The sequence below is a fragment of the Brevundimonas sp. UBA5713 genome (assembly GCF_002419815.1).
Lineage (GTDB): Bacteria > Pseudomonadota > Alphaproteobacteria > Caulobacterales > Caulobacteraceae > Brevundimonas.
The window spans coordinates 1-21,716 of the sequence record NZ_DIGV01000029.1 but is presented as its reverse complement, the minus strand read 5'-3'; the positions used below and the strand labels follow the sequence as shown (position 1 = coordinate 21,716).

The 21,716-nt window shown below is 61.3% G+C and carries 20 protein-coding genes and 1 tRNA gene; 10 read left to right on the top strand and 11 right to left on the bottom strand.

Annotated elements, in window-relative coordinates; genetic code table 11:
- Window positions 1-73: 73 nt before the first annotated feature.
- Window positions 74-150 (bottom strand) — tRNA-Arg (locus B3B04_RS07625).
- 180 nt (window positions 151-330) lie between these two features.
- Between B3B04_RS07625 and B3B04_RS07620 the strand changes: the two genes are divergently transcribed.
- Complete coding sequence (locus tag B3B04_RS07620) at window positions 331-2,079, top strand: gamma-glutamyltransferase family protein (protein ID WP_292041609.1); 1,749 nt, start codon at window positions 331-333, stop codon at window positions 2,077-2,079.
- 58 nt (window positions 2,080-2,137) lie between these two features.
- On the opposite strand, the gene B3B04_RS07615 is transcribed toward B3B04_RS07620, so the two are convergent.
- On the bottom strand, window positions 2,138-2,788 hold the full coding sequence (locus tag B3B04_RS07615) for a lipid A-modifier LpxR family protein (RefSeq protein ID WP_292041607.1): 651 nt from the start codon (window positions 2,786-2,788) through the stop codon (window positions 2,138-2,140).
- 280 nt (window positions 2,789-3,068) lie between these two features.
- On the bottom strand, window positions 3,069-4,955 hold the full coding sequence (locus tag B3B04_RS07610) for a ribonucleoside-diphosphate reductase subunit alpha (RefSeq protein WP_292041605.1): 1,887 nt from the start codon (window positions 4,953-4,955) through the stop codon (window positions 3,069-3,071).
- Between the two features lie 255 nt (window positions 4,956-5,210).
- On the opposite strand from B3B04_RS07610, the gene B3B04_RS07605 reads away from it, so the two are divergent.
- The 3 genes from B3B04_RS07605 (at window position 5,211) to B3B04_RS07595 (ending at window position 8,635) form a co-directional block, all read left to right on the top strand.
- Window positions 5,211-5,948, top strand: coding sequence for a phosphatase PAP2 family protein (locus B3B04_RS07605; RefSeq protein WP_292041603.1), 738 nt, complete (start codon window positions 5,211-5,213; stop codon window positions 5,946-5,948).
- 86 nt (window positions 5,949-6,034) lie between these two features.
- Window positions 6,035-7,354: an acetyl-CoA hydrolase/transferase family protein gene (locus tag B3B04_RS07600; RefSeq protein ID WP_292041601.1), complete on the top strand. Its 1,320-nt coding sequence runs from the start codon at window positions 6,035-6,037 to the stop codon at window positions 7,352-7,354.
- A gap of 231 nt (window positions 7,355-7,585) precedes the next feature.
- Window positions 7,586-8,635: a ribonucleotide-diphosphate reductase subunit beta gene (locus B3B04_RS07595; RefSeq protein ID WP_292041600.1), complete on the top strand. Its 1,050-nt coding sequence runs from the start codon at window positions 7,586-7,588 to the stop codon at window positions 8,633-8,635.
- 74 nt (window positions 8,636-8,709) lie between these two features.
- On the opposite strand, the gene B3B04_RS07590 is transcribed toward B3B04_RS07595, so the two are convergent.
- From B3B04_RS07590 to B3B04_RS07580, 3 genes are read right to left on the bottom strand one after another with little or no spacing between them, the layout of a single operon-like run.
- Window positions 8,710-9,156 (bottom strand): cell wall hydrolase, encoded by a 447-nt coding sequence (locus B3B04_RS07590; RefSeq protein ID WP_292041598.1) that lies wholly within the window; start codon window positions 9,154-9,156, stop codon window positions 8,710-8,712.
- A gap of 9 nt (window positions 9,157-9,165) precedes the next feature.
- Window positions 9,166-10,710 (bottom strand): sensor histidine kinase, encoded by a 1,545-nt coding sequence (locus B3B04_RS07585; protein ID WP_292041597.1) that lies wholly within the window; start codon window positions 10,708-10,710, stop codon window positions 9,166-9,168.
- The gene (locus B3B04_RS07580) at window positions 10,707-11,429 is read right to left on the bottom strand and encodes a TVP38/TMEM64 family protein (protein WP_292041595.1); all 723 of its coding nucleotides are present in this window, start codon (window positions 11,427-11,429) and stop codon (window positions 10,707-10,709) included. The genes B3B04_RS07585 and B3B04_RS07580 overlap by 4 nt, the downstream gene beginning before the upstream one ends.
- A 170-nt stretch (window positions 11,430-11,599) precedes the next feature.
- Between B3B04_RS07580 and rpmH the strand changes: the two genes are divergently transcribed.
- The 5 genes from rpmH to B3B04_RS07555 all read left to right on the top strand — a co-directional run bounded on the left by rpmH (window position 11,600) and on the right by B3B04_RS07555 (window position 15,776).
- Window positions 11,600-11,734, top strand: coding sequence for a 50S ribosomal protein L34 (gene rpmH / locus B3B04_RS07575; RefSeq protein ID WP_003164000.1), 135 nt, complete (start codon window positions 11,600-11,602; stop codon window positions 11,732-11,734).
- A gap of 35 nt (window positions 11,735-11,769) precedes the next feature.
- Window positions 11,770-12,198, top strand: coding sequence for a ribonuclease P protein component (gene rnpA, locus B3B04_RS07570; RefSeq protein ID WP_292041593.1), 429 nt, complete (start codon window positions 11,770-11,772; stop codon window positions 12,196-12,198).
- Between the two features lie 5 nt (window positions 12,199-12,203).
- Window positions 12,204-13,997, top strand: a complete 1,794-nt coding sequence (gene yidC, locus B3B04_RS07565) for a membrane protein insertase YidC (protein ID WP_292041590.1) — start codon at window positions 12,204-12,206, stop codon at window positions 13,995-13,997.
- 4 nt (window positions 13,998-14,001) lie between these two features.
- Window positions 14,002-14,673, top strand: coding sequence for a ribosome biogenesis GTP-binding protein YihA/YsxC (yihA, locus tag B3B04_RS07560; protein WP_292041588.1), 672 nt, complete (start codon window positions 14,002-14,004; stop codon window positions 14,671-14,673).
- Between the two features lie 113 nt (window positions 14,674-14,786).
- Entirely contained in the window at window positions 14,787-15,776 is a 990-nt protein-coding gene (locus B3B04_RS07555) for an LLM class flavin-dependent oxidoreductase (protein ID WP_292041625.1), read from the top strand.
- Here B3B04_RS07555 and B3B04_RS07550 read toward each other — a convergent pair.
- From B3B04_RS07550 to B3B04_RS07530, 5 genes are all read right to left on the bottom strand, one after another.
- Window positions 15,754-16,353 carry a hypothetical protein gene (locus tag B3B04_RS07550; RefSeq protein ID WP_292041586.1) on the bottom strand — a complete coding sequence of 200 codons (600 nt, stop codon included), beginning with the start codon at window positions 16,351-16,353 and terminating at the stop codon, window positions 15,754-15,756. The two genes, B3B04_RS07555 and B3B04_RS07550, sit on opposite strands and share 23 nt — an antisense overlap.
- Window positions 16,354-16,368: 15 nt before the next feature.
- A complete protein-coding gene (locus B3B04_RS07545; RefSeq protein WP_292041584.1) occupies window positions 16,369-17,493 on the bottom strand; it encodes a polysaccharide biosynthesis/export family protein in 1,125 nt (374 codons plus the stop codon).
- Window positions 17,494-17,522: 29 nt separating this feature from the next.
- The gene (locus B3B04_RS07540; RefSeq protein ID WP_292041582.1) at window positions 17,523-18,794 is read right to left on the bottom strand and encodes a glycosyltransferase family 4 protein; all 1,272 of its coding nucleotides are present in this window, start codon (window positions 18,792-18,794) and stop codon (window positions 17,523-17,525) included.
- Window positions 18,794-19,804, bottom strand: a complete 1,011-nt coding sequence (locus B3B04_RS07535) for a KpsF/GutQ family sugar-phosphate isomerase (protein WP_292041581.1) — start codon at window positions 19,802-19,804, stop codon at window positions 18,794-18,796. The genes B3B04_RS07540 and B3B04_RS07535 overlap by 1 nt, the downstream gene beginning before the upstream one ends.
- Window positions 19,805-19,905: 101 nt before the next feature.
- Window positions 19,906-20,805, bottom strand: coding sequence for an SDR family NAD(P)-dependent oxidoreductase (locus B3B04_RS07530; RefSeq protein ID WP_292041580.1), 900 nt, complete (start codon window positions 20,803-20,805; stop codon window positions 19,906-19,908).
- Window positions 20,806-20,997: 192 nt separating this feature from the next.
- Between B3B04_RS07530 and B3B04_RS07525 the strand changes: the two genes are divergently transcribed.
- The coding region (locus tag B3B04_RS07525; RefSeq protein ID WP_292041579.1) for an outer membrane protein at window positions 20,998-21,716 on the top strand (719 nt) is incomplete at its 3' end.

Here is a 21,716-nt window from a genome sequence, read left to right as displayed (position 1 = left end):
AATCAGTCCGGGACATGAAAAACGCCTCAAGCCGGTGGGCCGAGGCGCGAGAGCGTCGAGATGGGAAGAAAGATGGCGCACCCGAAGAGATTCGAACTCCTGACCCTCAGATTCGTAGTCTGATGCTCTATCCAGCTGAGCTACGGGTGCGCTTTGTCTTTCGACGCTGACCGTAGGGCGTTGCCCCGCGGCGAGGTGGGCTATCTAGCTTTTCAGATTTTGGATGGCAACAGCTAATTTGAGGAAAACGAAAGAAAATCCGGGGTTGGCGAATTGCCCTCGTCGGCCTAGCAAGGGTTTGCCTCAAGTGTCGCGGGAGTATGACGGGCTATGACCAAATTTAATCGCTTGAAAGCCTTTGGACGAAACACCTCTGTCGTAGCCCTGCTCCTGGCGTCGGGTCTGGCGCTGGGGACCACGGCCCCTGCGGCGGCGCTCGAGGCAACCACGTCTGCGGCTGAGGCACCCGCACAGGCACCGCGCGGCCCGTTGGTCACCGCGGCCAATCCGCTGGCCGCAGAGGCGGGCATGCGCGTGCTGCGTGAAGGGGGATCAGCGGTGGATGCCATCGTCGCCATTCAGGCGGTGCTGTCGTTGGTCGAGCCGCAGTCGTCGGGTTTGGGCGGTGGTGCCTTCATGATGACCTATGACGCCAAGACCGGCGAGGTCGCCCAGTATGACGGTCGCGAAATGGCCCCCTCGGCGGCGACACCGGAGATGTTCTACGAAAACGGCCGCCCCCTGCCGTTTATTGACGGTGTGCTGTCGGGCCGTTCGACCGGCGCGCCGGGTGTCGTGGCCATGATGGGTATGGCGCACGAGGAGCAGGGCGAGCTGGCGTGGAACCGCCTGTTTGTCGAAGCTGAAACCCTGGCACGCGATGGCTTTATCGTCTCGCCGCGACTGGCGGGCTATATCAACTCGGGCCGTAATCAGGCCGTGACCGAATGGGCCACGCGCTATTTCACCAAGCCGGATGGCACGCGCTATCAGGCGGGCGAGCGTCTGGTGAATGCGGAATATGCCGAGACCGTGCGCCGTTTGGCCGATGAGGGACCCAGTGTCTTCTATCAGGGCGAACTGCCGCAAAAGATCGTCGAGGCGGTCCAGTCGAACCCGCGCCCCGGTCTGCTGACGGTCGAGGACATCGCCAACTATCGTCCGCTGCGCCGTGACCCGATCTGCCGTCCGTACCGCGCCTATGTGGTGTGTGTGCCGACCCTGCCATCCAGCGGCGTGGCGATCCTGCAGTTCTTGGCCATGGCCGAGAAAACGCCTGACATCCTCAAAGGCAAGGACAGCCCCGAGGCCTGGGTGGCCTTTGGCCGCCTGCAACGCCTGATGTATGCGGACCGCGATCGCTATGTCGGCGACGGTGACTTCGTGGGCGTGCCGGTGGCGGGCCTGCTGGATGACGACTACGTCGCCAGCCGTGCCGCTCTGGTACCGCAGGTCAATGGTCCGGTCGGTGCCGGTCGCCCGATTGGTGCGGCCACCAACCTCAGCGATGCGACGCTAGAGCCGGCAGGCACGACCCACTTTGTCGCTGTGGACAGCGAGGGCAATGTGGCCAGCATGACTTCGACGGTCGAGAGCTTCTTTGGCTCGGGTCGCATGGCGGGCGGTTTCTTCCTCAACAACCAGCTGACCGATTTCTCCTATACGCCGATGGAAAATGGCCATCCGGCCCCGAATGCTGTGGCCGGTGGCAAGCGTCCGCGCTCGTCGATGATCCCGACCCTTATTCTGGACAAGGACGGCAAGCTGGTGGGGGCTATTGGCTCGCCCGGTGGTTCAAGCATTCTGGCCTATGTGGGCAAGACCCTGATCGGCGTACTGGACTGGAACCTGTCGATGCAGGACGCCATTGCCCTGCCCAATCTGGTGGTGCGCGGTGAAATGGTGGGTGCCGATACCGAGCAGTTCTCGCCGGAAATCCGCGATGCTCTGGCTGCCGCCGGTATGGAGCTGAAGCCGAACGCGACCGAGACCTCGGGCCTGCATGGTGCCATTTGGCGCGATGGTCGCTGGGACGGTGGTGCGGACCCGCGCCGCGAAGGCGTCGTTCTGGTCGACTGATCCGTATCAGGATGATGACGAGGAAAAGGTCCGGTGCTCAGGCATCGGGCCTTTTTCTTCAGCGGGGGCGGATCGACAGCTGAAAGGCAAGGATGCCTTCATCGACATCGGTCTTGATGCCGTCAAAGCTGCGCAGGCCCTTGGTTTCATTCTCGCGGTAGACAAGACCGATCGAGGACTCGATCGGGCCGCGCCGATAGGCCACGCCAATGGTGGCATCTCCGAACGATCCGCCGCGGTCGTGGGTCAGACCCGCGCGCGACAGTTCGCCATCGCGCCCGCGCGCCAGATTATAGCCGACAGCGCGTTTCGATCCGGCGGCAAACAGGTACCAACGTGGGCGGTTGCCGAAAACTTCGTCACCGTTCTGGGCCAGATGTTTGAGGTTCTGTCCGATACGCAAGGTGGCACCGGCCTCGGCACTGGTACCCTCACGGCTATAACTCACGCCTGTATGCGGGGTCAGGGAGACCTCCAGCCCCGAGGGCGTGCGGCCATAGGCGGCGGTCCATTGGCGCTGATAGGCGACGTCGAGTTGCGCATCTTCCCACGGCGCAGTGTCGCTGAACGGTGCGGACTCCGGCGAGCTCCATGTCCGGTTCTGCGACAGGGTCAGTCGCTCGCTATAGCGGGAGCCGACATAGGTGGTTTCGGTGGTCTGGATCTGGCCATATCGCGCGGGATAAGGGGATTGCTGATCCAGAGACACGCGCCAATCTATGGCCCGTCCTAGAGGGGCAGAGGTCTCCTCCCATGTCTGCGAAAACGGCTCCGCGATACAGGGCGTGGCAAGACATAGGCCCAGCGCGGCGCACAAGCCGCCTGCCGGTCCGTAAATCTGTCTGCGGTTGCCCTCCAGAGCGCGCACGGTTCGTCCTCCCAAGTCCAGCATACCGACGCTATGCGATATGGCCATACCTGACGAACGAAACCGCCCGAGAACAGGTTCCCGGGCGGTGAATGGGTTTCATATTTCGCGCGATTGCCGCCTATTGGCAGGCGAGGCACTCGTCGTAATCGGTGCGGGCGGCAGAGAAGAGGTCCGGCTGGTTCGGATCGATCTCTTGCTCGTCTTTGGTGTCGGCACCGGCGAAGGCGGCGCGTTGCACCGATTTGGAGCGCAGGTAGTACAGCGACTTCACGCCGCGTTCCCAAGCCGACCAGTGCAGCATGTGCAGGTCCCACTTGTTCACGTCACCCGGCACGAACAGGTTCAGCGACTGGGCCTGACAGATTTCCGGCGCGCGGTCGGCGGCCAGTTCGATCAGCCAGCGCTGGTCCAGTTCGAAGGCGGTCTTGAACACGCCCTTCTCGTCTTCGGTCAGGAAATCGAGGTGCTGGATCGAGCCTTCGTTTTCGAGGATCGAGTTCCAGATGGCGTCGGTGTTCTGGCCCTTTTCTTCGAGCAGGCGCTCCAGATAGGGGTTCTTGACCGCGAACGAGCCCGACAGGGTCTTGTGGGTGTAGATATTGGCCGGGATCGGCTCGATACCTGCCGAGGTGCCGCCGCAGATGATCGAGATCGACGCGGTCGGCGCGATCGCCATCTTGTGCGAGAAACGCTCCATCACGCCGCGATCGGCCGCGTCAGGGCAGGGGCCCTTTTCTTCGGCCAGCAGTTTGGAAGCCTTGTCGGCTTCGCGGCGCAGGTGTTTGAACAGGCGCATATTCCACGACTTGGCCATGGCGGATTCAAACGCCACGCCCTGCGATTGCAGGAAGGAGTGGAAGCCCATCAGGCCCAGACCGACCGAGCGCTCGCGGGTGGCCGAATAGACAGCTTGCGACATGGCCGAGGGGGCGCGGTCGATGAAGTCTTGCAGCACGTTGTCGAGGAAGCGCATCACGTCCTCGATGAAGCGCGGCTCTTCGCGCCACTCGAGGAAGGTCTCGGCGTTCACAGACGACAGGCAGCACACGGCGGTGCGCTCTTCGCCATGGTGGTCCTTGCCGGTAGCCAGCATGATTTCGGCGCACAGGTTCGACTGCTTGACCTTGAGGCCCAGCTCCTGCTGGTGTTTAGCCAGCTGGCGGTTCACCGTGTCCGAGAAGATCAGATAGGGCTCGCCCGTCTGCATGCGGATCTCGAGGATCTTGGTCCACAGACCGCGCGCATCAACAGTCTTGCGCACTTCGTTGTTCTTGGGCGAGCGCAGGTCGAACGGCTTGCCGTCGCGCACCGCTTCCATGAACTCGTCGGTGATGTTGATGCCGTGGTGCAGGTTCAGCGACTTGCGGTTGAAGTCACCCGACGGCTTGCGGATTTCGAGGAACTCTTCGATTTCCGGATGGTGCACGTCCAGATAGACGGCGGCCGAGCCGCGACGCAGCGAGCCTTGCGAAATGGCCAGTGTCAGCGAGTCCATCACACGGATGAAGGGGATGATGCCCGACGTCTGGCCCGCGCCCTTGACCTGTTCACCGATGGAGCGGACGCCGCCCCAATAGGTGCCGATGCCGCCGCCGTTCGAGGCCAGCTGCACGTTTTCGTTCCAGACGTTCTGGATACCGTCGAGGCTGTCGTTGACCGAGTTCAGGAAGCAGGAGATCGGCAGGCCGCGATCCGCGCCGCCGTTTGACAGAACCGGCGTGGCGGGCATGAACCACAGCTTCGACATATAGTCATAAACGCGCTGGGCATGGTCGGCGTCGTCAGCGAAGGCGGTCGCGACGCGGGCGAACATGTCCTGATAGGACTCGCCCGGCAGCAGATAACGGTCTTCGAGGGTCTTTTTGCCGAAATCTGTCAACAGATCGTCACGGCTGCGATCTAACTTGAGGCTACCGGGGACGATTTCCAAACGCGGTTTGAAAGCCTTCAAACCCGTTGAAACTGCCGAATAATCCGTCGTCTTAAGAGCTTCGCCGCCAGCCATTGCTACAACCCGTCAACCTGTGGATAACGCCAGATGTTGTGTGCACAACACCAGTTACCTCTAAATCTTGGGTTAATCGGAGCCTCGGTTCAAATCTTTTAATTTCAATTTTTGCGAATTTTTCCCTTGCCAACCGAATGGGCCTGAAAGGGTTGGAAACGGCGTGAACCTATGCCACGGTTTTGTCGCAATTAATCGGGAATCGTCCCGGATCGGGACGGGAACTCAACCCCTAACGGAGCCGTTGTGGATGCCATGACCGCCCATCCCATTGCCTTCACCGCACGCATAATACGGGTGGCGCGTACCGAAATCGGTGCTGTCGCCGCACTGATGGCGGGGACACTGGGCCTGGCCCTGTTTTTCACCATTGCCGAAGGCATTGTCGAGGGCGACCAGCAACGCGTCGACTGGGCGATTCTGAACTGGCTGCGCCCCTTTGCCGACGATCCGGACCGGCCGATCGGGCCGTGGTGGCTGCACGAGGCGTCGGTGGATATTACCTCTTTGGGCGGTATTTCGGTCCTGCTGGTGTTTGCCTTGATGGCCATGGGCTTTTTGCTAATGCACGGCAAAAAGCTGTCGGCGGTGCTGATGATGGCCGGACTGGCCGGAGGCGTGGCGCTGTCGGAAGGATTGAAGGGCGTTTATGATCGCGCCCGTCCGCCTGCGGAATATCAATTGGTCGACACTTTGAATGCCAGCTTTCCGTCGGGCCACGCCCTGCTGGCGACAGTCTTCTATCTCAGCGTCGGGGTTATGCTGACGCGGGCTTTTCCGCGCGCCCGCGTTAAGGCCTACGCCCTGATCTGGTCTGTCGTTCTGGTGTTACTGATTGGTTTGACGCGAATTTATCTGGGCGCGCACTGGGCGTCCGATGTGGTCGCCGGATGGGGCATCGGGGCCTTCTGGGCCATGCTGTTATGGCTGGTGGCCTATGCGGCGGAACGTCGTCAGCGGGTCTATATGTCGCGGCTGAAAGACGAGCCCTAGACCAAAGTCTAGGCAGAAGCTTGCCTAAAGCGATGGTTACCAAAACAACTGAGCAGGCCAAGGGGCCAGCATGTGTTGAGGAACCGATGACCGATTTTGCGGGCCAGTACGCCGAACGCCTGACCTCTGCCGAGAAAGCCGCGGGGCTGATCGAAAACGGATCGAAAGTGGCCATGGGTCTGGGCGTGTCCCAGCCGCCAGCATTGCTCAAGGCCTTCGCCGACCGCGCCGAGGCTGGCCAGATCGCCGATGTGAACATCTATTATCTGCTGTCCACCAAGACGGCTGGCGATACTGTGCTGCGTTATGAACTGACCGATCGCCTTCGTCCGTACAGCCTTTTCCATGGCGCTATCGAACGCGCGCTGGACAAGCGCGGCCGCGAGGAGGGCCGTCAGGGCGTGTGGTTTATCCCGACCGGCTTCCAGCAGACGCCCGACGTTCTGGTGAATCAGGTCAAGGTCGATACGCTGGTAACGACCGTCTCGCCGATGGACGCCGACGGCTATTTCTCCTTCGGCATCAATGCGGACTATTCGGTCGCCGTGGCCCGCTCGGGTGCGCGCCTGATCCTCGAGGTCAACGAGAACTTCCCGCGTCTGGCGGGCGATACCCGCGTGCACATCTCCGAAGTCACGGCGGTGGTCGAGAACAATGCGCCGCTGATCGAAGCGGGCAAGGCCCCGTCGACCCCGCAAGATGAAATCATCGGTGGCCTAATCGCCGATATGATCGAGGATGGCTCGACCCTGCAAATGGGCATCGGGGCCCTGCCGGATGCCGTGTGCGATGCGCTGCAGAACCATAAGGATCTGGGGGTGCATACCGAACTGATGACGCCAGGCCTGATCAAGCTGATCAAGGCGGGCGTGATCAACAACAGCCAGAAGCACATCCATAAAGGCAAGTCGGTCCTGACGTTCGCCATGGGCACGCAGGCTGACTATGACTTCATGAACAACAACCCCGACTTCGAGGCCTATGGCGTCGACTACGTCAATGATCCGGCGGTCATCGCCCAGAACGACAAGGTGGTCTCGGTCAATGCCACCTTGCAGATCGACCTGTTCGGGGCCTGCTGTTCGGAGTTTCTGAACGGTCGCCAGTTCACCGCCTCGGGCGGGCAGCTGGACTTTGTACGCGGGGCTTCGCGCTCCAAGGGCGGCAAGTCGATCATCGCCTGCTACTCCACCGCCGCCAAGGGTACGGTGTCGCGCATTGTGCCGCGTCTGGATGGTCCGGTGACCACGCCGCGCAATGATGTGCAGTGGGTGGTGACCGAATACGGTGCCGTGAACCTGCGCGGCCTGACCGATGGAGAACGTGCTGCGGCCCTGATCGAACTGGCCGCGCCGGAGTTCCGCGAGGGGTTGAAAGCCGAGGCCACGGCGATGGGTCTGATCTAAGCGTCACTGTTTCAATGATTTAGCCAGAATGCCCGCCCTGCCGACGCAGCGGCGGGCATTTTTGTCCCCAGCACAGCCCCCAGTTGTTTGGTCTAAAGACCCTACATCTAGTGGCTATAAGAAATTTGATCGCAAGATAGGGGTGCAGTCGGGTTGTGCGATACGTCGCGCTAGCGCATGGTTGGGGCATCGAATCCCTCTCCAGTTTCCTAGCTTGCAGGACCCGTTGCGATGAACGCCCAATCCCCGATCATCCAGCCCGGCACCGCCGGTCTTCTGACGCCGTCGGCGGCCTATAAGCCCTTCCGCTACCCGTGGGCCTTCGACATGTGGAAGAAGCAGCAGCAGGTCCACTGGATGCCGGAAGAGGTGCCGCTGGGCGAGGACGTCAAGGACTGGGCCTCCAAACTCGACGACAGCGAGCGCAACCTGCTGACCCAGATTTTCCGCTTCTTTACCCAGGCGGACATCGAGGTCGCCGACAACTACATGGAGCGTTACAGCCTCGTCTTTAAGCCGACCGAGGTGAAGATGATGCTGTCGGCCTTTGCGAATATGGAGACCATCCATATCGCGGCCTATGCGCTTCTGCTCGAAACCATCGGCATGCCCGAGAGCGAGTTCGGCGCCTTCATGGAATACGAGGCCATGAAGGACAAACACGACTATATGGGCAGGTTCGGGGTTTCGTCGGATGCCGACATCGCCCGTACGCTGGCGATGTTTGGCGGCTTCTCGGAAGGTCTTCAGCTGTTCGCCTCGTTCGCCATGCTGATGAACTTCCCGCGCCAGAACAAGATGAAGGGCATGGGCCAGATCGTCTCGTGGTCGGTGCGCGATGAAAGCCTGCACTGCGAAGGCATCATCAAGCTGTATCACGCCTTCAACAAGGAAACGGGCGCTGTCACCAAGGCCGTGGCCGACGATATCGTCGACTGCTGCAAGACGGTGGTGGATATGGAAGACCGCTTCATCGATCTGGCCTTCGAGCTGGGTCCGGTGAACGGCATGACGCCCAATGACATCAAACAGTACATCCGCTTCATCGCTGACTGGCGCCTGCGTCAGCTGAACCTGCCGGAAGTCTATGGCGTGCAGGAAAACCCTCTGCCGTGGCTGCAGGCCCTGCTGTCGGGCGTCGAACACGCCAACTTCTTCGAAGCGCGCGCGACCGAATATTCCAAGGCCGCGACCCAAGGCTCATGGCACGGTGCCGATGGCGTATGGGACAGCTTCGATGCCCTGATGAAAAAGCGTCAGGATCAATCAGTCGACGGCTGATCCGAATTCAAAGCGATAAGAAAAGGCGCGCCCCGTCCGGAGCGCGCCTTTTTTATTTCTGAATAGACCGTAGCTTATTGCGGACGGCAGCGGCTGCGATCACCGGCATTGCACGCCTCCCAGTCGGCGCGGGCGCGGGCGTGGGCCTCCATCTCGGCCTTGTAGCGTGCCTCATGCTCGGCCGTTTCGCGGGCGATGCGCTCGTTCTCGGCGGCGACCCGTTCCAACTCGGCCTGATAGTCGGCCTGGGCCTTGGCATAGTCGGCCAGACGGGCGCGCTCTTCCATTTCGGCCAGATCGTTCTGGTCCAGAATCTCGGCGTTCAACGCCGACGTGGTGCGCTGTTCTTCCGGAGTCTGGACAGAATCAGGGGCCTGACGGTTGGCCTCGCCGCGCTGACGCAAGGCGTCCGCAACTGGATCGCTTTGGGCCGCGGTTTGGGCCAGAGCAGAACTAGAGGCCATCAGACCCAAGGCAAGACTGGCCGCAACCAGAGACTTCAGGGGGCGATTAAGCGACATGTGTTTCTCCTACAGCTCAGCTTGTAGCCGTTCAGACGGCTCGGCAAGAGCGGGGTCATGGTTTGCAGGAACGCGCGTTTCACTTTGGGGTAATCGCAGTTCAAACACCGCTCCGTCCGGTCCGGTTGCCAAAAGGCGCAGATCACCCCCGTGATTGGCGGCCAGTTCGCGCGAGATCGTCAGCCCCAGACCCGTCCCGTCGGACTTGGAGCCGCTTACAAAAGCCTCGAACAGGCGCTCGGCCAGACGGTCGGGGATGCCCGGACCATTGTCGGCAATGCGGATCACAGCATAGCCGTTCTCCTCGTCGGCAGAGACGCGGATTTCGCCACGCTCGTGCTCGGGCTGGCCTTCGATAGCCTGACGGGCATTGCGCATCAGATTCACCAGTATTCGGTGCAGCTGATCCGGATCGGCGCTGACCACGAAGCGCGATGGCAGGTCTGTCACCAGCGCGACGCCGTCCGGATCAAGACCGGCATCCTCGCCCGCCGCGGCTACGGCACGCGCCAACAGCAGGCGGTGCCGTTCGGGCGCGGGCTCTTCGGACTTGCCATATTCCAGCACATTGCGCGCGAGAGCTGCGGCACGGCCTAGCGCGCGCTCCAGACGGGGCAGGGCCTTGGTCACCAGCGGATCGGACGAGGTGGACAGGCGCTCCGACGCCATCTGCGCCGAGGTCAGCATGTTGCGCAGGTCGTGGTTGATCTTGGCCACCGCCTCACCCAGCGCCACCAGACGGGCGCGAGCGCGCAGGGACTGGCGCACCTCTTCCTGCATTCGGGCCAGTTCGCGCTCGACGCGACCAATCTCGTCGTGGCGGTCGGACGGCTCGTCCACTTCGCCCTCTGGATCGGCCGCAAATCGCTCGATGGACCGTGTCACGCGGCGCAGGGGCTGTAGCACCAGATAGAACAAACCCAGCCACAGCAGGGCACCGGCCACCAGCGCGATCAGCACCGAAACGAACAGGCTGTTCAGGATAAAGGTACGCAGTTCCTGCTTCAGTGGTTGGGCCGGAGCCAGAATCTCGATCAGTTCGCCCGAGCGATAACGCGGCGTGGCCTGCACGCGCAAAGACCGGTCGGGGTGACCGAACAGGGTCTTCCACGGGTCGATGGTGCGGGTCCAGGTGCTGCGGTTGCGCAGGTCGATCAGTTCGGGCGCGCGGGGCAGGTTGGGGGCCTGTAGCAGCAGGCGGCGCACGCCCTGCTCGCCCACGACCACGGACTGTACCCCGCCAATGGTCAGCAGCTGCTCTGCAGTGGCATCTTCGACCGCAGAGTAGGGCAGGGCCTCCACGCCCACAGAAGCCAGCTCAGCGGCCTGCAAACGGTCCCTCAGCCAGCGGTCCTGGAACGAGGCAGCGCTGGGCCCAAGGATCATGGCAGCCACTAGCAGGGTGAAAGCCACCGTCAGCATCATAAGGCGGGCCGTCAGGCCATCGGGGCCATGTGGGCGCACGCGCTCGCCGTCCTTCAGGCGCAGCTTCATCGCTTCCAGCGCCGTGCGGGCGCGGTTGTGCGAGCGAAACACCTGCGGCGGCAGCATCATGGCTCCCCTCCGGTGGACTTGCGGTTCTGGAAGGCGCGCATGCCCAGTGGCAGGGCCATCGACAGAAAGCCGACACCCATCAACGGCCAGAAAAAGGCTTTGAACAGGCCCTGAATGTCCGGATTGGGGTCGTTCACAAGCACCTCATGTAGACCGCTGCCGATCCAGCAATAGATAATATGGGCCGGCAACAGCCCGATGAATGTCGCCACTATATAGGGTTTTAGCGGTGCGGACATGATGCCTGCGGCCACATTGATCATGTGAAACGGCACAGAAACGATCAGGCGCGCCGTTAATACGTACCAGAAGGTATTGCGATCCACGCCTGCGCAGATGCGGTTCAGCAGGCCGGTGTCCTGCGCGGCCTTTTGTTTCAGCCGCTCTCCAAAGGCGGTGCGCCCCACATAGTAGATGCCGACCGCCCCCAGTGTGGCCGCGGCGGCTGTGGCTATCCCGCCGACCCATGGCCCGAACAGATAGCCTGCGGTCACCGTGATAAAGACCACCCCCGGCACGACACTGGTGGTCAGCACCGCAAACAGCGCCATCAGGGCGATCAGCATCAGCCAGTAATGTCGGTCGACCAGTGCCGTCAGCTGCGCGCCGTGATCACGCAAAGTGTCCAGCGACAGGTATCGATTCCACCCCGTCGCGAAGATCACAATGATCGCTAAAACGATCAGGATCAGTGGCAGAAAGCGTTTTAACGGTCGCAAACGCGGCTCCCGGTCCACAAAGGTTAAACTTTCAGCGAAAACGATGCCTTGCGAGCGTCGCAATCGCCCAGACACCGTTGACTCCGTCGCGGGGGCCGCTTATACGCCCGCCTCTCTTCCGCGGTAGATGATCGTATCTATCGCTTAACCTCAATAACCTGGAGCCGACCGTGAAACGGACCTATCAGCCGTCGCGTCTCGTGCGCAAGCGCCGTCACGGCTTCCGTTCGCGGATGGCCACCAAGAACGGTCAAAAAATCGTAGCGCGTCGCCGCGCCAAGGGCCGCAAGCGCCTGACGGCCTGACGTCACGCGCCCATAACCTGTAAAAGGGCGGGCGCATGACCGATACGATGAAAATCGATCGCCTGTTGCGGCGGCCCCAGTTTCTGGCGGCCGCCAAAGGCGTTTCTCAAGCGAGAGGCGCCGTGGTTGTCCAAATGCTGGATCGTCAGGATGATGATCCTACAATGCGCGTCGGTTTTACCGCCACGCGCAAAATTGGCGGCGCTGTGGTCCGCAACCGTGCGAAACGCCGGTTGAGAGAGGCTGCCCGCTGTCTTTTGCCCCTTTATGGCCAGTCCGGCTGTGACTATGTGCTCATCGCCCGCATGGGTACAGCCGAGCGTGACTGGGACCGATTGCTTGACGATGTGAAATCGGCCCTTACAAGGCTGGCAAAGTCTCGCGCGTCCGCGTCTGTGTCTGTTGACGCCGGCAATGACCCGCACCCTTCCGATCAACCCAGCCTATCCGGCCAGGACCGCTGATCCCGATGCAAAACGAGAATTCGCGCAACACCCTGATCTTCTTCGTGTGCGCGGCCCTGATTATGGGCATCTACTATTTCACCGTGATGCGCCCGCAAGCCGAGGCCCAGCGCCAGGCTCGCATCGCTGCTGCCGAGCTGTCGCAAGACGCCGATGACGCCTCCAACACGGCGCTGCGTCCGGAAGTCGAGGTCTTTGCACAAGACCGTTCGACCGCTCTGGGCGACGCTGCCGGTCGCGTGGCCATCGAAACCGGTACGCTGAAGGGTTCGCTGTCGCTGCTGGGTGCCCGCATCGATGACCTGTTCCTGACCGACTACCGCGAGGAACTGGGCAGCGAGGATCCGGTCGAGCTGTTCCGTCCGCAGGGCATGGAGCACGCCTATTTCGCCCAGTTCGGCTGGCGCGGTGCCAACATCCCGGGCGGCGTTCCGGGCCCGAATACAGTGTGGACGCTGGCCAAGGGCCAGACCCTGACCCCGACCACGCCGGTCGAACTGACCTGGGATAACGGTGCAGGCCTGCGCTTCACCCGCGAAATCTCGATCGACGACCAGTATCTGTTCACCGTGAAGGACACGGTGGCCAATCTGGGCACCACTGCCGTGACCATCGCGCCGTATGGCCGCGTCGAGCGTCAGGGCGTTCCGGCAGATCTGGGCAAGCAGATGATCCTGCACGAAGGCGCCATCGGCACCTTCGGCAGCGGCAACTCCTATTCGACCGAGCAGATCAAATACAAGGACTGGGCCAAGAAGGCGCGCGTGGAGAAGGAATCCACTGGCGGCTGGATGGGCATCACCGACAAATACTGGCTGGCCGCCCTGATCCCGTCGCAAGACGAAAAGGTTGAAGGCCGCTTCACCGTGCGCAACGTCCAGAACGTTGACGTGCACGAAGCCGCCATGCTGGGCCAGACCTTCACCATCAATCCGGGCAAGCAGATCGTCGAGACCCAGCGTCTGTTCGCCGGCGTGAAGCGTAATGAGGTGCTCAAGAGCTATGAGGAACGCCTCGGCCTGCCGCGCTTCGTCTACGCCATCGACTGGGGCATGTTCTGGTTCCTGACCCGCCCGCTGTTCGTGATCGTGGACTTCTTCTACGGCGTGATGGGCAACTTCGGTCTGGCCATTCTGGGCCTGACGGTGGTGGTCAAGCTGATCCTCTTCCCGCTGGCCAACAAGTCGTACGCTTCGCTGTCGAAGATGCGTACGCTCCAGCCCAAGATGGAGGAGATCAAGAAGAAGCACGGCAAGGACCCGCAGAAGCAGCAGCAGGAAATGATGGCGCTGTACCAGCGCGAGAAGATCAATCCGCTGGCGGGCTGTCTGCCGATCCTCGTGCAGATTCCGGTCTTCTACGCCCTGTACAAGGTGCTGTTCGTCACAATCGAAATGCGCCACGCGCCGTTCTTTGGCTGGATCAAGGACCTTTCGGCCCGTGACCCGTCCACCATCTGGAACCTGTTCGGTGCCATTCCCTATGATCCGGCGACCATCCCGCTGCTGGGCGGCCTGTTGAACGGCCCGCTGCATCTGGGCGTGTTGCCGATCGTCTACGGCCTGACCATGTGGCTGCAGATGTCGATGAACCCGCCGGCGCAGGACCCGATCCAGCGTCAGATCTTCGCGATCATGCCGCTGGTGTTCACCTTCATCATGGCCCCGTTCGCGGCCGGCCTGCTGATCTACTGGGCATGGAACAACATTCTGTCGATCGTTCAGCAGTATGTGATCATGCACAAGTTCAAGGCCGAGAACCCGATCGATACCTTCCTCGCCCGTTTCAAAAAGGCCTGAGCCCTTGGTTGAACCCCTGGATGAGCCGAAGCTGGGCGAATACTCGCCCGCAGAGATAGAGGCCGGACGCGTGTTGTTCGCGCGTCAGGCCACCTTCATGCTCGGCTGCGCCAAGATCGAACAGCTGCCCGAACCCGATCTCCCCGAGATCGCGTTCGCAGGCCGCTCGAACGTGGGCAAGTCCAGCCTGATCAACGGCCTGGTCGGGATGAACAAACTGGCCCGCGCCTCCAACGAGCCGGGCCGCACCCGCGAGGTGAACTTCTTCAACCTCGACGACAAGATGCGTCTGGTCGACCTGCCCGGCTATGGCTGGGCCAAGGCGTCCAAAAAGGAAGTGCGCCGCTTTCAGGATCTGGGCCGCGACTATTTGCGCGGCCGAGTGACCCTGAAGCGCGTCTATCTGCTGATCGACAGCCGCCACGGCCTGAAAAAGGTCGATGACGAGGCTCTGGATGCACTGGATCTGGCGGCCGTCTCCTATCAGATCGTTCTGACCAAGGCGGACAAGCTGAAGAAGGGCGAGGCTGAGAAGGTTCAGGCGGCGACCCTGAAAGCCATCGCCAAACGCCCGGCGGCCTATCCGCATGTGGCGGTGACCTCGTCCGAAAAGGGACTGGGTCTGCCGGAGCTGCGCGCCGAAATCATGCGCACCTGCGGCATCGTGCTGGATTAAAAACCCTTCATAGGCCGACAAAAAGCGCGGGACCCTTCGCCTCGGTGAAGGTTTCTGCGCGGGCCATGGTGATGACCTATGGCGTTCGCGACCTTGGTCACCATATCGAGGGCATGACCGCATTTTCCGTTCTCGATCTCGCTCCTGTCCCCGATGGTTCCGACGTGGGGCAGGCCCTGCGGAACACGATCGATCTGGCCACCCATGCCGATCGGCTGGGCTACACCCGCTACTGGCTGGCCGAGCACCACAACATGCCCGGCATCGCCAGTGCAGCGACCTCGGTGGTGATCGGGGCGGTCGCAGCGGCCACCAAGTCCATTCGGGTGGGGGCAGGGGGCGTGATGTTGCCCAACCATGCCCCGCTGGTCATCGCCGAACAGTTCGGCACCCTATCGGCGCTCTATCCGGATCGTATTGATCTGGGCCTTGGCCGCGCGCCGGGTACGGACCAACTGACCGCCCGCGCTCTGCGCCGGACCTTGCAGGGCGACGTGGATGGCTTCCCGCAGGATGTGATGGAGTTGATGCGCTGGTTTGAACCGGCGGTCGAAGGTCAGCGCATTGCCGCCTATCCGGGGGAAGGTCAGCCGGTAAAGGTGTGGATTCTGGGCTCCTCGACCTATGGAGCGCAGTTGGCGGCTCATCTGGGCCTGCCTTATGCCTTTGCCAGCCATTTTGCGCCGGGCGAACTGCTGCGGGCCATCGACATCTATCGCCAGACGTTCCGTCCATCACCGCATCTGGCCCAGCCCTATGTTATGGCGGGCTATAACGCCTTCGTCGCCGATGACGAGACCGAGGCGCATACCCTGTTTACCTCGGTGCAGCAGGCCTTCATCAACCTGCGGCTCAACAAGGCGGGCAAGCTGCCAAAGCCAATTGAGGGCTTCTACGAGCGGCTGGACGGCACATCCAAGGCCGTGGTCGACAGCGCTCTGGCCTGCACCGCTGTGGGGACACCCGAACAGGTCCGCGAGCAGGTGGCTGCCTTTGTGCAAAAGACGGGCGCGGACGAGTTGATGGTGACCAGCCAGATCTGGGATCATCAGGCGCGCGTGCGCTCGCTGGAGCTATTCTCTAGCGCTGTGGCTTCGCTCTAGGCGATCGAGACGCGGGTTTAACGGAGGCGGCCTTGCGACGCGCGGCTGCCTTTTCCTTTGCGGCCGACTGGTCGGCAATCGGCATAAAAGTCAGCGGCTGGTGATCATCGAGCGGAGACGCGGTGATGATCTGCGCCAGCCATGAGGCCGCCGCGCCCAGTTGTAGGGCATCGGCGACATCCTGGGCCGAGGTCGGTAGCTCTCCGCTCAGGCGCGCTTTCAGTCCCGCACAGGTGACCAACAGAGCCGAGGCGCGGCGCACATCCGGATCTTCCGAAGTGCGTCCCAGAGACGCGCGGTCGACAAAGCGCCAACCGGCCCCTTCGGGCGCGCTGTTCAGCAGGTCCCATTTTTCGGTCGGGGTCAGATTATCGGCCAGCCGTTCCCAGCTAGCCTGCGGCCCTCGCTGGACATAGCTTCCGGCGGCTGTTGGCAAACCTGCGCGGCGGTAGATTTCCAGCGCAGCGCTTTCGACAGTTTGTATTTGCTCCGACAGACCATCGGGCAGAGCGATCGACGGGCTGTCATCAACGGGTACGGGCGGCACTTCCCGCCGCCCGCCCAGCCAATGCGACAAACCGCCAGCCATGATTTAGGGGTTCAGCGTACTGGTCACCGACACATCATAAACGACGCGGGTGATGCTCTGAACAAACTCGAAGAATTTACGCATTTCCGCAGCACCAGCGCGCGGAGCGTAAATGACGTCATCCGGCTCGATCTGGAAATTGCTGGCAATGAAGAAGCCTTGGCCTTCGTTCAGGTTCAGGCGGTAAACCACGGGCACGCCCCGCGACGTCGCAGGCTGGTTGATACCCAGTGCCTGCGCCACCTCGGGCCGCTCGAAGCGGAACACCAGAACCGAGCGGGCATTGGCGAGGTTGGAATCCAGCCCCCCCACGCCGCTGAGGGCTTCGACCAGCGTCAGCGGACCGGGCGGTATCTCTGTACGGGCCACCGCGTTGAATGCACCGAAAGATGAGAAGCGGCGCGGCTTATAGGTCAGATTGACCTGATCACCGCGTTGCAGGCGGATATTTTCGCCGAAGGTGGTGGTGACCAGCGACAGCGGTGCCGAATAGGTCTGTTCGCCGCGCATGATGACGACGTCGACATCGTAGATCGAGCGCGAGCTGCCACCGGCAGCTGCAATCACGTCCAGCAGACGATCCTGATTGGCCGCGAGTATTTTGCGACCGGGATTGCGCACCTCACCAAGCACTGACACCGAGTTCGAGGCCGCAGTCGCCTGTGTCACGATCACTTGCGGGTTGGCGACCTTGCCAGAGAGTGCGCGGCGGATAGCCGCCGAGGCTTGGCCAGGCGTCAAGCCGCTGACGTTGATAGAGCCGGCATAAGGGATCGGAACCTTGCCATCGCGGTCCACGACGAGCGGCGGAAGGCTAGGGCCGGCGTCCGCGCCCGCAAACAGATTGGTACCGGGTGCCAAAATGCTCACGCTCAAGGTATCGCCGATACCAATGATGTCAGTCGGTTCGTCGCTGAACGCTTCGGACAATCCTTTGAAAGAGCGAGGCGGCACAGTGCGTAGATGCTCGCTGAGAGCAAAGTCCAGGTCGACTATGGCATAGCTGCCGAGGCGCTCGGCCGTGGTGGCACCTTGGACCACATTGCTACTGGACGGCCCGTCCCGTGGCAGGGTCGAACACCCGGCCAGCAGGGCAACAATCATCAGGCTTGCAGCAGTTCTTGTCATCGGGGGCTCGGTATAGCTTTTAAACAGATTTAGCTGCCTCTGAGCTTTCCCGCCAGAGGAGATAGAATCTCTTGTTCGACAATCTTGAAGTGGTCGGACCAGCAAGGGGGAGAAAAGTGAGGTTTTGACGGTGGAACGCGTGTCCAATCCTCCAAAGCCTCTATCCACCCTAGCCCGTCTACAGGATCGATAAGTCGAGCAGTCAAGGTAAGTTCTCTGTGAGGAGGGATATCCGACGCGAGTAGCGGCAAGCCCATGGCGCATGCCTCTACTGCGGGCAGGTCAAAGCCTTCGACACTCGACGGCGCGATAACGGCGCGAGCCCCCTGCATAAGGGAAGAAAGCGCTAAGTCCGACAAATCAGAAACCTGATGCACCAGACCCTGTAGATTGGGCGAGCGTTCCAGATGATCAAGGGCGTTTTCATTCTCCCACCCCAATCGTCCAGCGAGAACCAGGGACGGCGTTTCATCGCCCATGCGTTCTTCAAGTCGACGCCACACTGTAAGAAGAAAGGCTAGATTTTTGCGTGCTTCAAGCGTGCCCACATATACAAAGTAAGGACGCTTGGTTTTCAGGGGTTCGCCTTTTCCCAAATGGGGTTCAACCCCCAGATGCGCCACTGTGGTCGGCGCGCGGACCATCCCTTGTGACGTGGCAAAGAGATCCAACTGATCAGCTGTGTACTGACTGTTGGCAATGAGGTGGGCACCGTACCGAAGCGTATGACGCATGCGCCGTTTGTGCTTATCGCCATCCCCCGGTCGGCAATACTCCGGATGGGTTACCGGAATAAGGTCGTGAACGAGAATGATGGGAGCGATGTGGGCTTCGCTCATCGTCGCCAACAGTTCGGGGTCGTCCAGCCCTGTGTGACCTACATTAACATAGGCGAAAGCCTTGGGCAGAGCCTCCACACGGCGCGATCGGAAAAACTGCCGGACAGTGCGAGATTTAACGACCTTACGTTTGTCTTCAAAGTGCGCGTTTTCATCGCGTATGGATGCCTCGGGTCGGACTTCAGCAGCCAAGGTTGAGAACAGTTTTTTGTCAACGGCTCTCAGATGCGTACCTGACTGCCCTTCCCAGCGCTTGCGTAGTTTGGCTACCTTGCGTTCAAACCATTCGACATTGACCAGAGCAGGCTGGCCCTTGCGGCCGCGCACGGGAACCATGTCATAGTCCGGGTGCGCGATCAGCCATTCGGCGTAGGCCAGACAAACGCGATCAATGCCTGTTGGGGCCGCGCGTTCTGTTCGGCTAAGGAGCCGACTGGCGTCGAACAGGACGATGGGGCGCATCAGGCGACGTACCCAGCCTGCATTAGCTCAGCAATATGGATGATCGCGACGGGCCGGTCATTTTCGACGACCAGCAGATTGCTGATCTTGTTTGCCGTGAGAAGGTCAACCACATCGCGCATGCGCTGGTCAGGTGAAACCGTAATCGGATTGGCGCTCATGATGTCCGAGGCCACCATGGTGCTGATGTCGCGTGCAAAAGCACGGCGGATGTCGCCATCGGTGATCATCCCCACTAGGGCACCATCATCGTCGATCACAGCAACGGCCCCTTTGCGGCCTTCTGTAATAGCCCAAACGATTTCGCTGAACTTGGCGGTAGGCGCGACGCTTACCGGTGTAGCCACATTGTCTTCCATCCATTCACGGACGGATTGCAAACTCATGCCGAGTGCACCGCCCGGATGATGCATGCCGAAGTCTTCACGAGTGAAGCCGCGCTGTTCCATGAGGACCATGGCTAGGGCATCGCCCAGTGCCAAGGTCATGAGTGTCGAGGTGGTGGGTGCCAAACCCTCGGGGCAGGCTTCCGCCACTTTTGGCATGGTCAGGACGACTTCCGCGTGCCGGCCAAGAAAACTGGTGGGGCGCTGGGTAATGGCGATGACGGGGATATTGTTGCGCTGGCAATAGATAAGCGGATCGCGCAACTCGCGACTTTCGCCCGAGTTGGAGATAGCCAGCACTGTCACGTCCGGGCGCAACATGCCCAGATCGCCGTGGCTCATTTCAGCCGGATGCACAAAGAAGGCATTAGTGCCGGTGGAGGCGAGGGTGGCGGCGATCTTGCCGCCAATGTGACCTGACTTGCCCATGCCTGTAACAACGACATAGCCCGGACGGTCCAGAATGATTTCGCTGGCCCTCGCGAGCGAGCTGTCCAGTGAACGCTCCAACGCCTGCAAGGCCTCAATATTGAGTTGGATCACACTGCGAGCGCGATCCGTCATAGCTTCAAGCGTGGCGGGACGATCTTTGGGGGCAGACTGCGTCATTTCGGCTTCCATCATGTCGGCTTAGTCTTGCCGACTCCGGCGGAGAACTAGCGCTTTATAGGCACGGACGCAAAATGCACGGCTCACAAATGGAGAGCCGTGCATCGGCGTACAGATTAGCGTGCTGCCTTTTGCGCCTTGGTCATTTCGATCATGCCCTGCGCAGCACCCATGTCCGGGACGATCTCGCCCGTGCGGTCCGAAATTTTGTCAAAACGGGATGCAACCTGCTCGTCGGCGTCCTCGCCCACGATAAAGTCGCCTTGGGTCAGGGTGACATAGGCCCGCTCGAAACCACCCGCGCCTGCAGCAAGGATGCAGCGGGTCGGCGCATCGCGGCTGACCAGATACAACAGGCCGGGCGTCACAAGGGCCGGTGCCAAGGCCTCTAATGGCAGGCCCAGGTCCTCGGTCATGCGGGTGTGCGCGGTCGGGGCTAGACAGTTTACTCGGATATCGTTCTTGGCCCCCTCGATAGACAGGGTCTGCATCAAGCCGACCAATGCCATTTTGGCCGCGCCATAGTTCGACTGCCCGAAATTCCCGTAAAGACCGGATGACGAGGTGGTCATAACAATGCGTCCATAGTTCTGAGTCCGCATGATCTCCCATACCGCCTTGGTACAGTTGACCGCGCCCATCAGGTGCACATCGACGACCAGTTGGAAGTCATCCAGTTCCATTTTGGCGAAGCTCTTGTCCCGCAAAATGCCGGCATTGTTCACCAGAATGTCGATCCGTCCCCAGCGGGCCATGACATCCTCGACCATGGCCTTCACGGCGTCACGATCCGTCACCGATGCGCCGTTGGCCATGGCTTCGCCGCCTGCGGCCTCGATCTCGGCTACGACGGCTTCAGCCGCAGATAAAGAAGAGCCGGAACCGTCGCGCGCGCCACCCAGATCGTTGACCACTACCTTTGCGCCCCGCGCCGCCAAGGCCAGAGCGTGTTCTCGGCCGAGACCCCCGCCGGCCCCTGTCACGATGGCCACCTGTCCTGAAAAATCCAAACTCATAGGCCGTCCCCTTCCTGAATTGCTTTTAAGACTGTGTGGCGAGGGTGTGATTTAAAGTGTTGGAAATGCGCCACAGTCGTCACTTATGAGCCTATTTCAAGGAACCACTCCGATGCAACGCAGTTAGGTGGTAGATCGCCGGTGCATCCCCGTGTGCCGGTGCGAGAACCTTCATCAGTGAAAGAGGACACCATGAAGCTGAAACTTCTGGCCAGTGTCGCCGCTGCTGGGCTGTTTGCGGCTGGTGCCGCTTCGGCCGAGCCGGACGGCTGGTACGGCGCTATCGACGCCGGCTATCACATCATCGACGACATCAATGCCGAAGCCTCGGCAACGGGTCACAACTGGAACTGGGAAGTGAACGACGGCTGGGCTGCATTTGCTCGCCTCGGTTACCGCTTCAACCCGAACTGGCGTATGGAACTCGAGGGCGGCTACCGCTCGGGTGACATCGGCACCGTTCGCGCTGTGTCGGGCCCGCAAGGCCTGTGCAACAGCGGCACGGCTCCGGCCTGCCACTCGCCGGACGGCGACATCACCTCCACCACCCTGATGGCCAATGTCATTTATGACTTCGGCACCCCGGAATGGACCCTGCGTCCGTTCGTCGGTCTGGGCGTTGGTGCCAACCGCGTGAACGTCGACACCAGCGGCCGTCTGCGCCAGCTGCCGGGTGGCAACTTCGTGGCCGACGACTCGTCGACCCGTTTCGCTGCTCAAGCGATTGCCGGTCTGGCCTGGGCCATCTCGGACCGCGCCAACCTGGACCTGACCTATCGTTACCTGACCGGTGACGCTAAGTGGGACTCGCAACCGGCTGCCCAGTTCGGCACCTGGTCTGGCGACTACGATCAGTCGCACACTGTGACCCTGGGTCTGCGTTACGCCTTCGGCGCTGAAGAGGCTCCGCC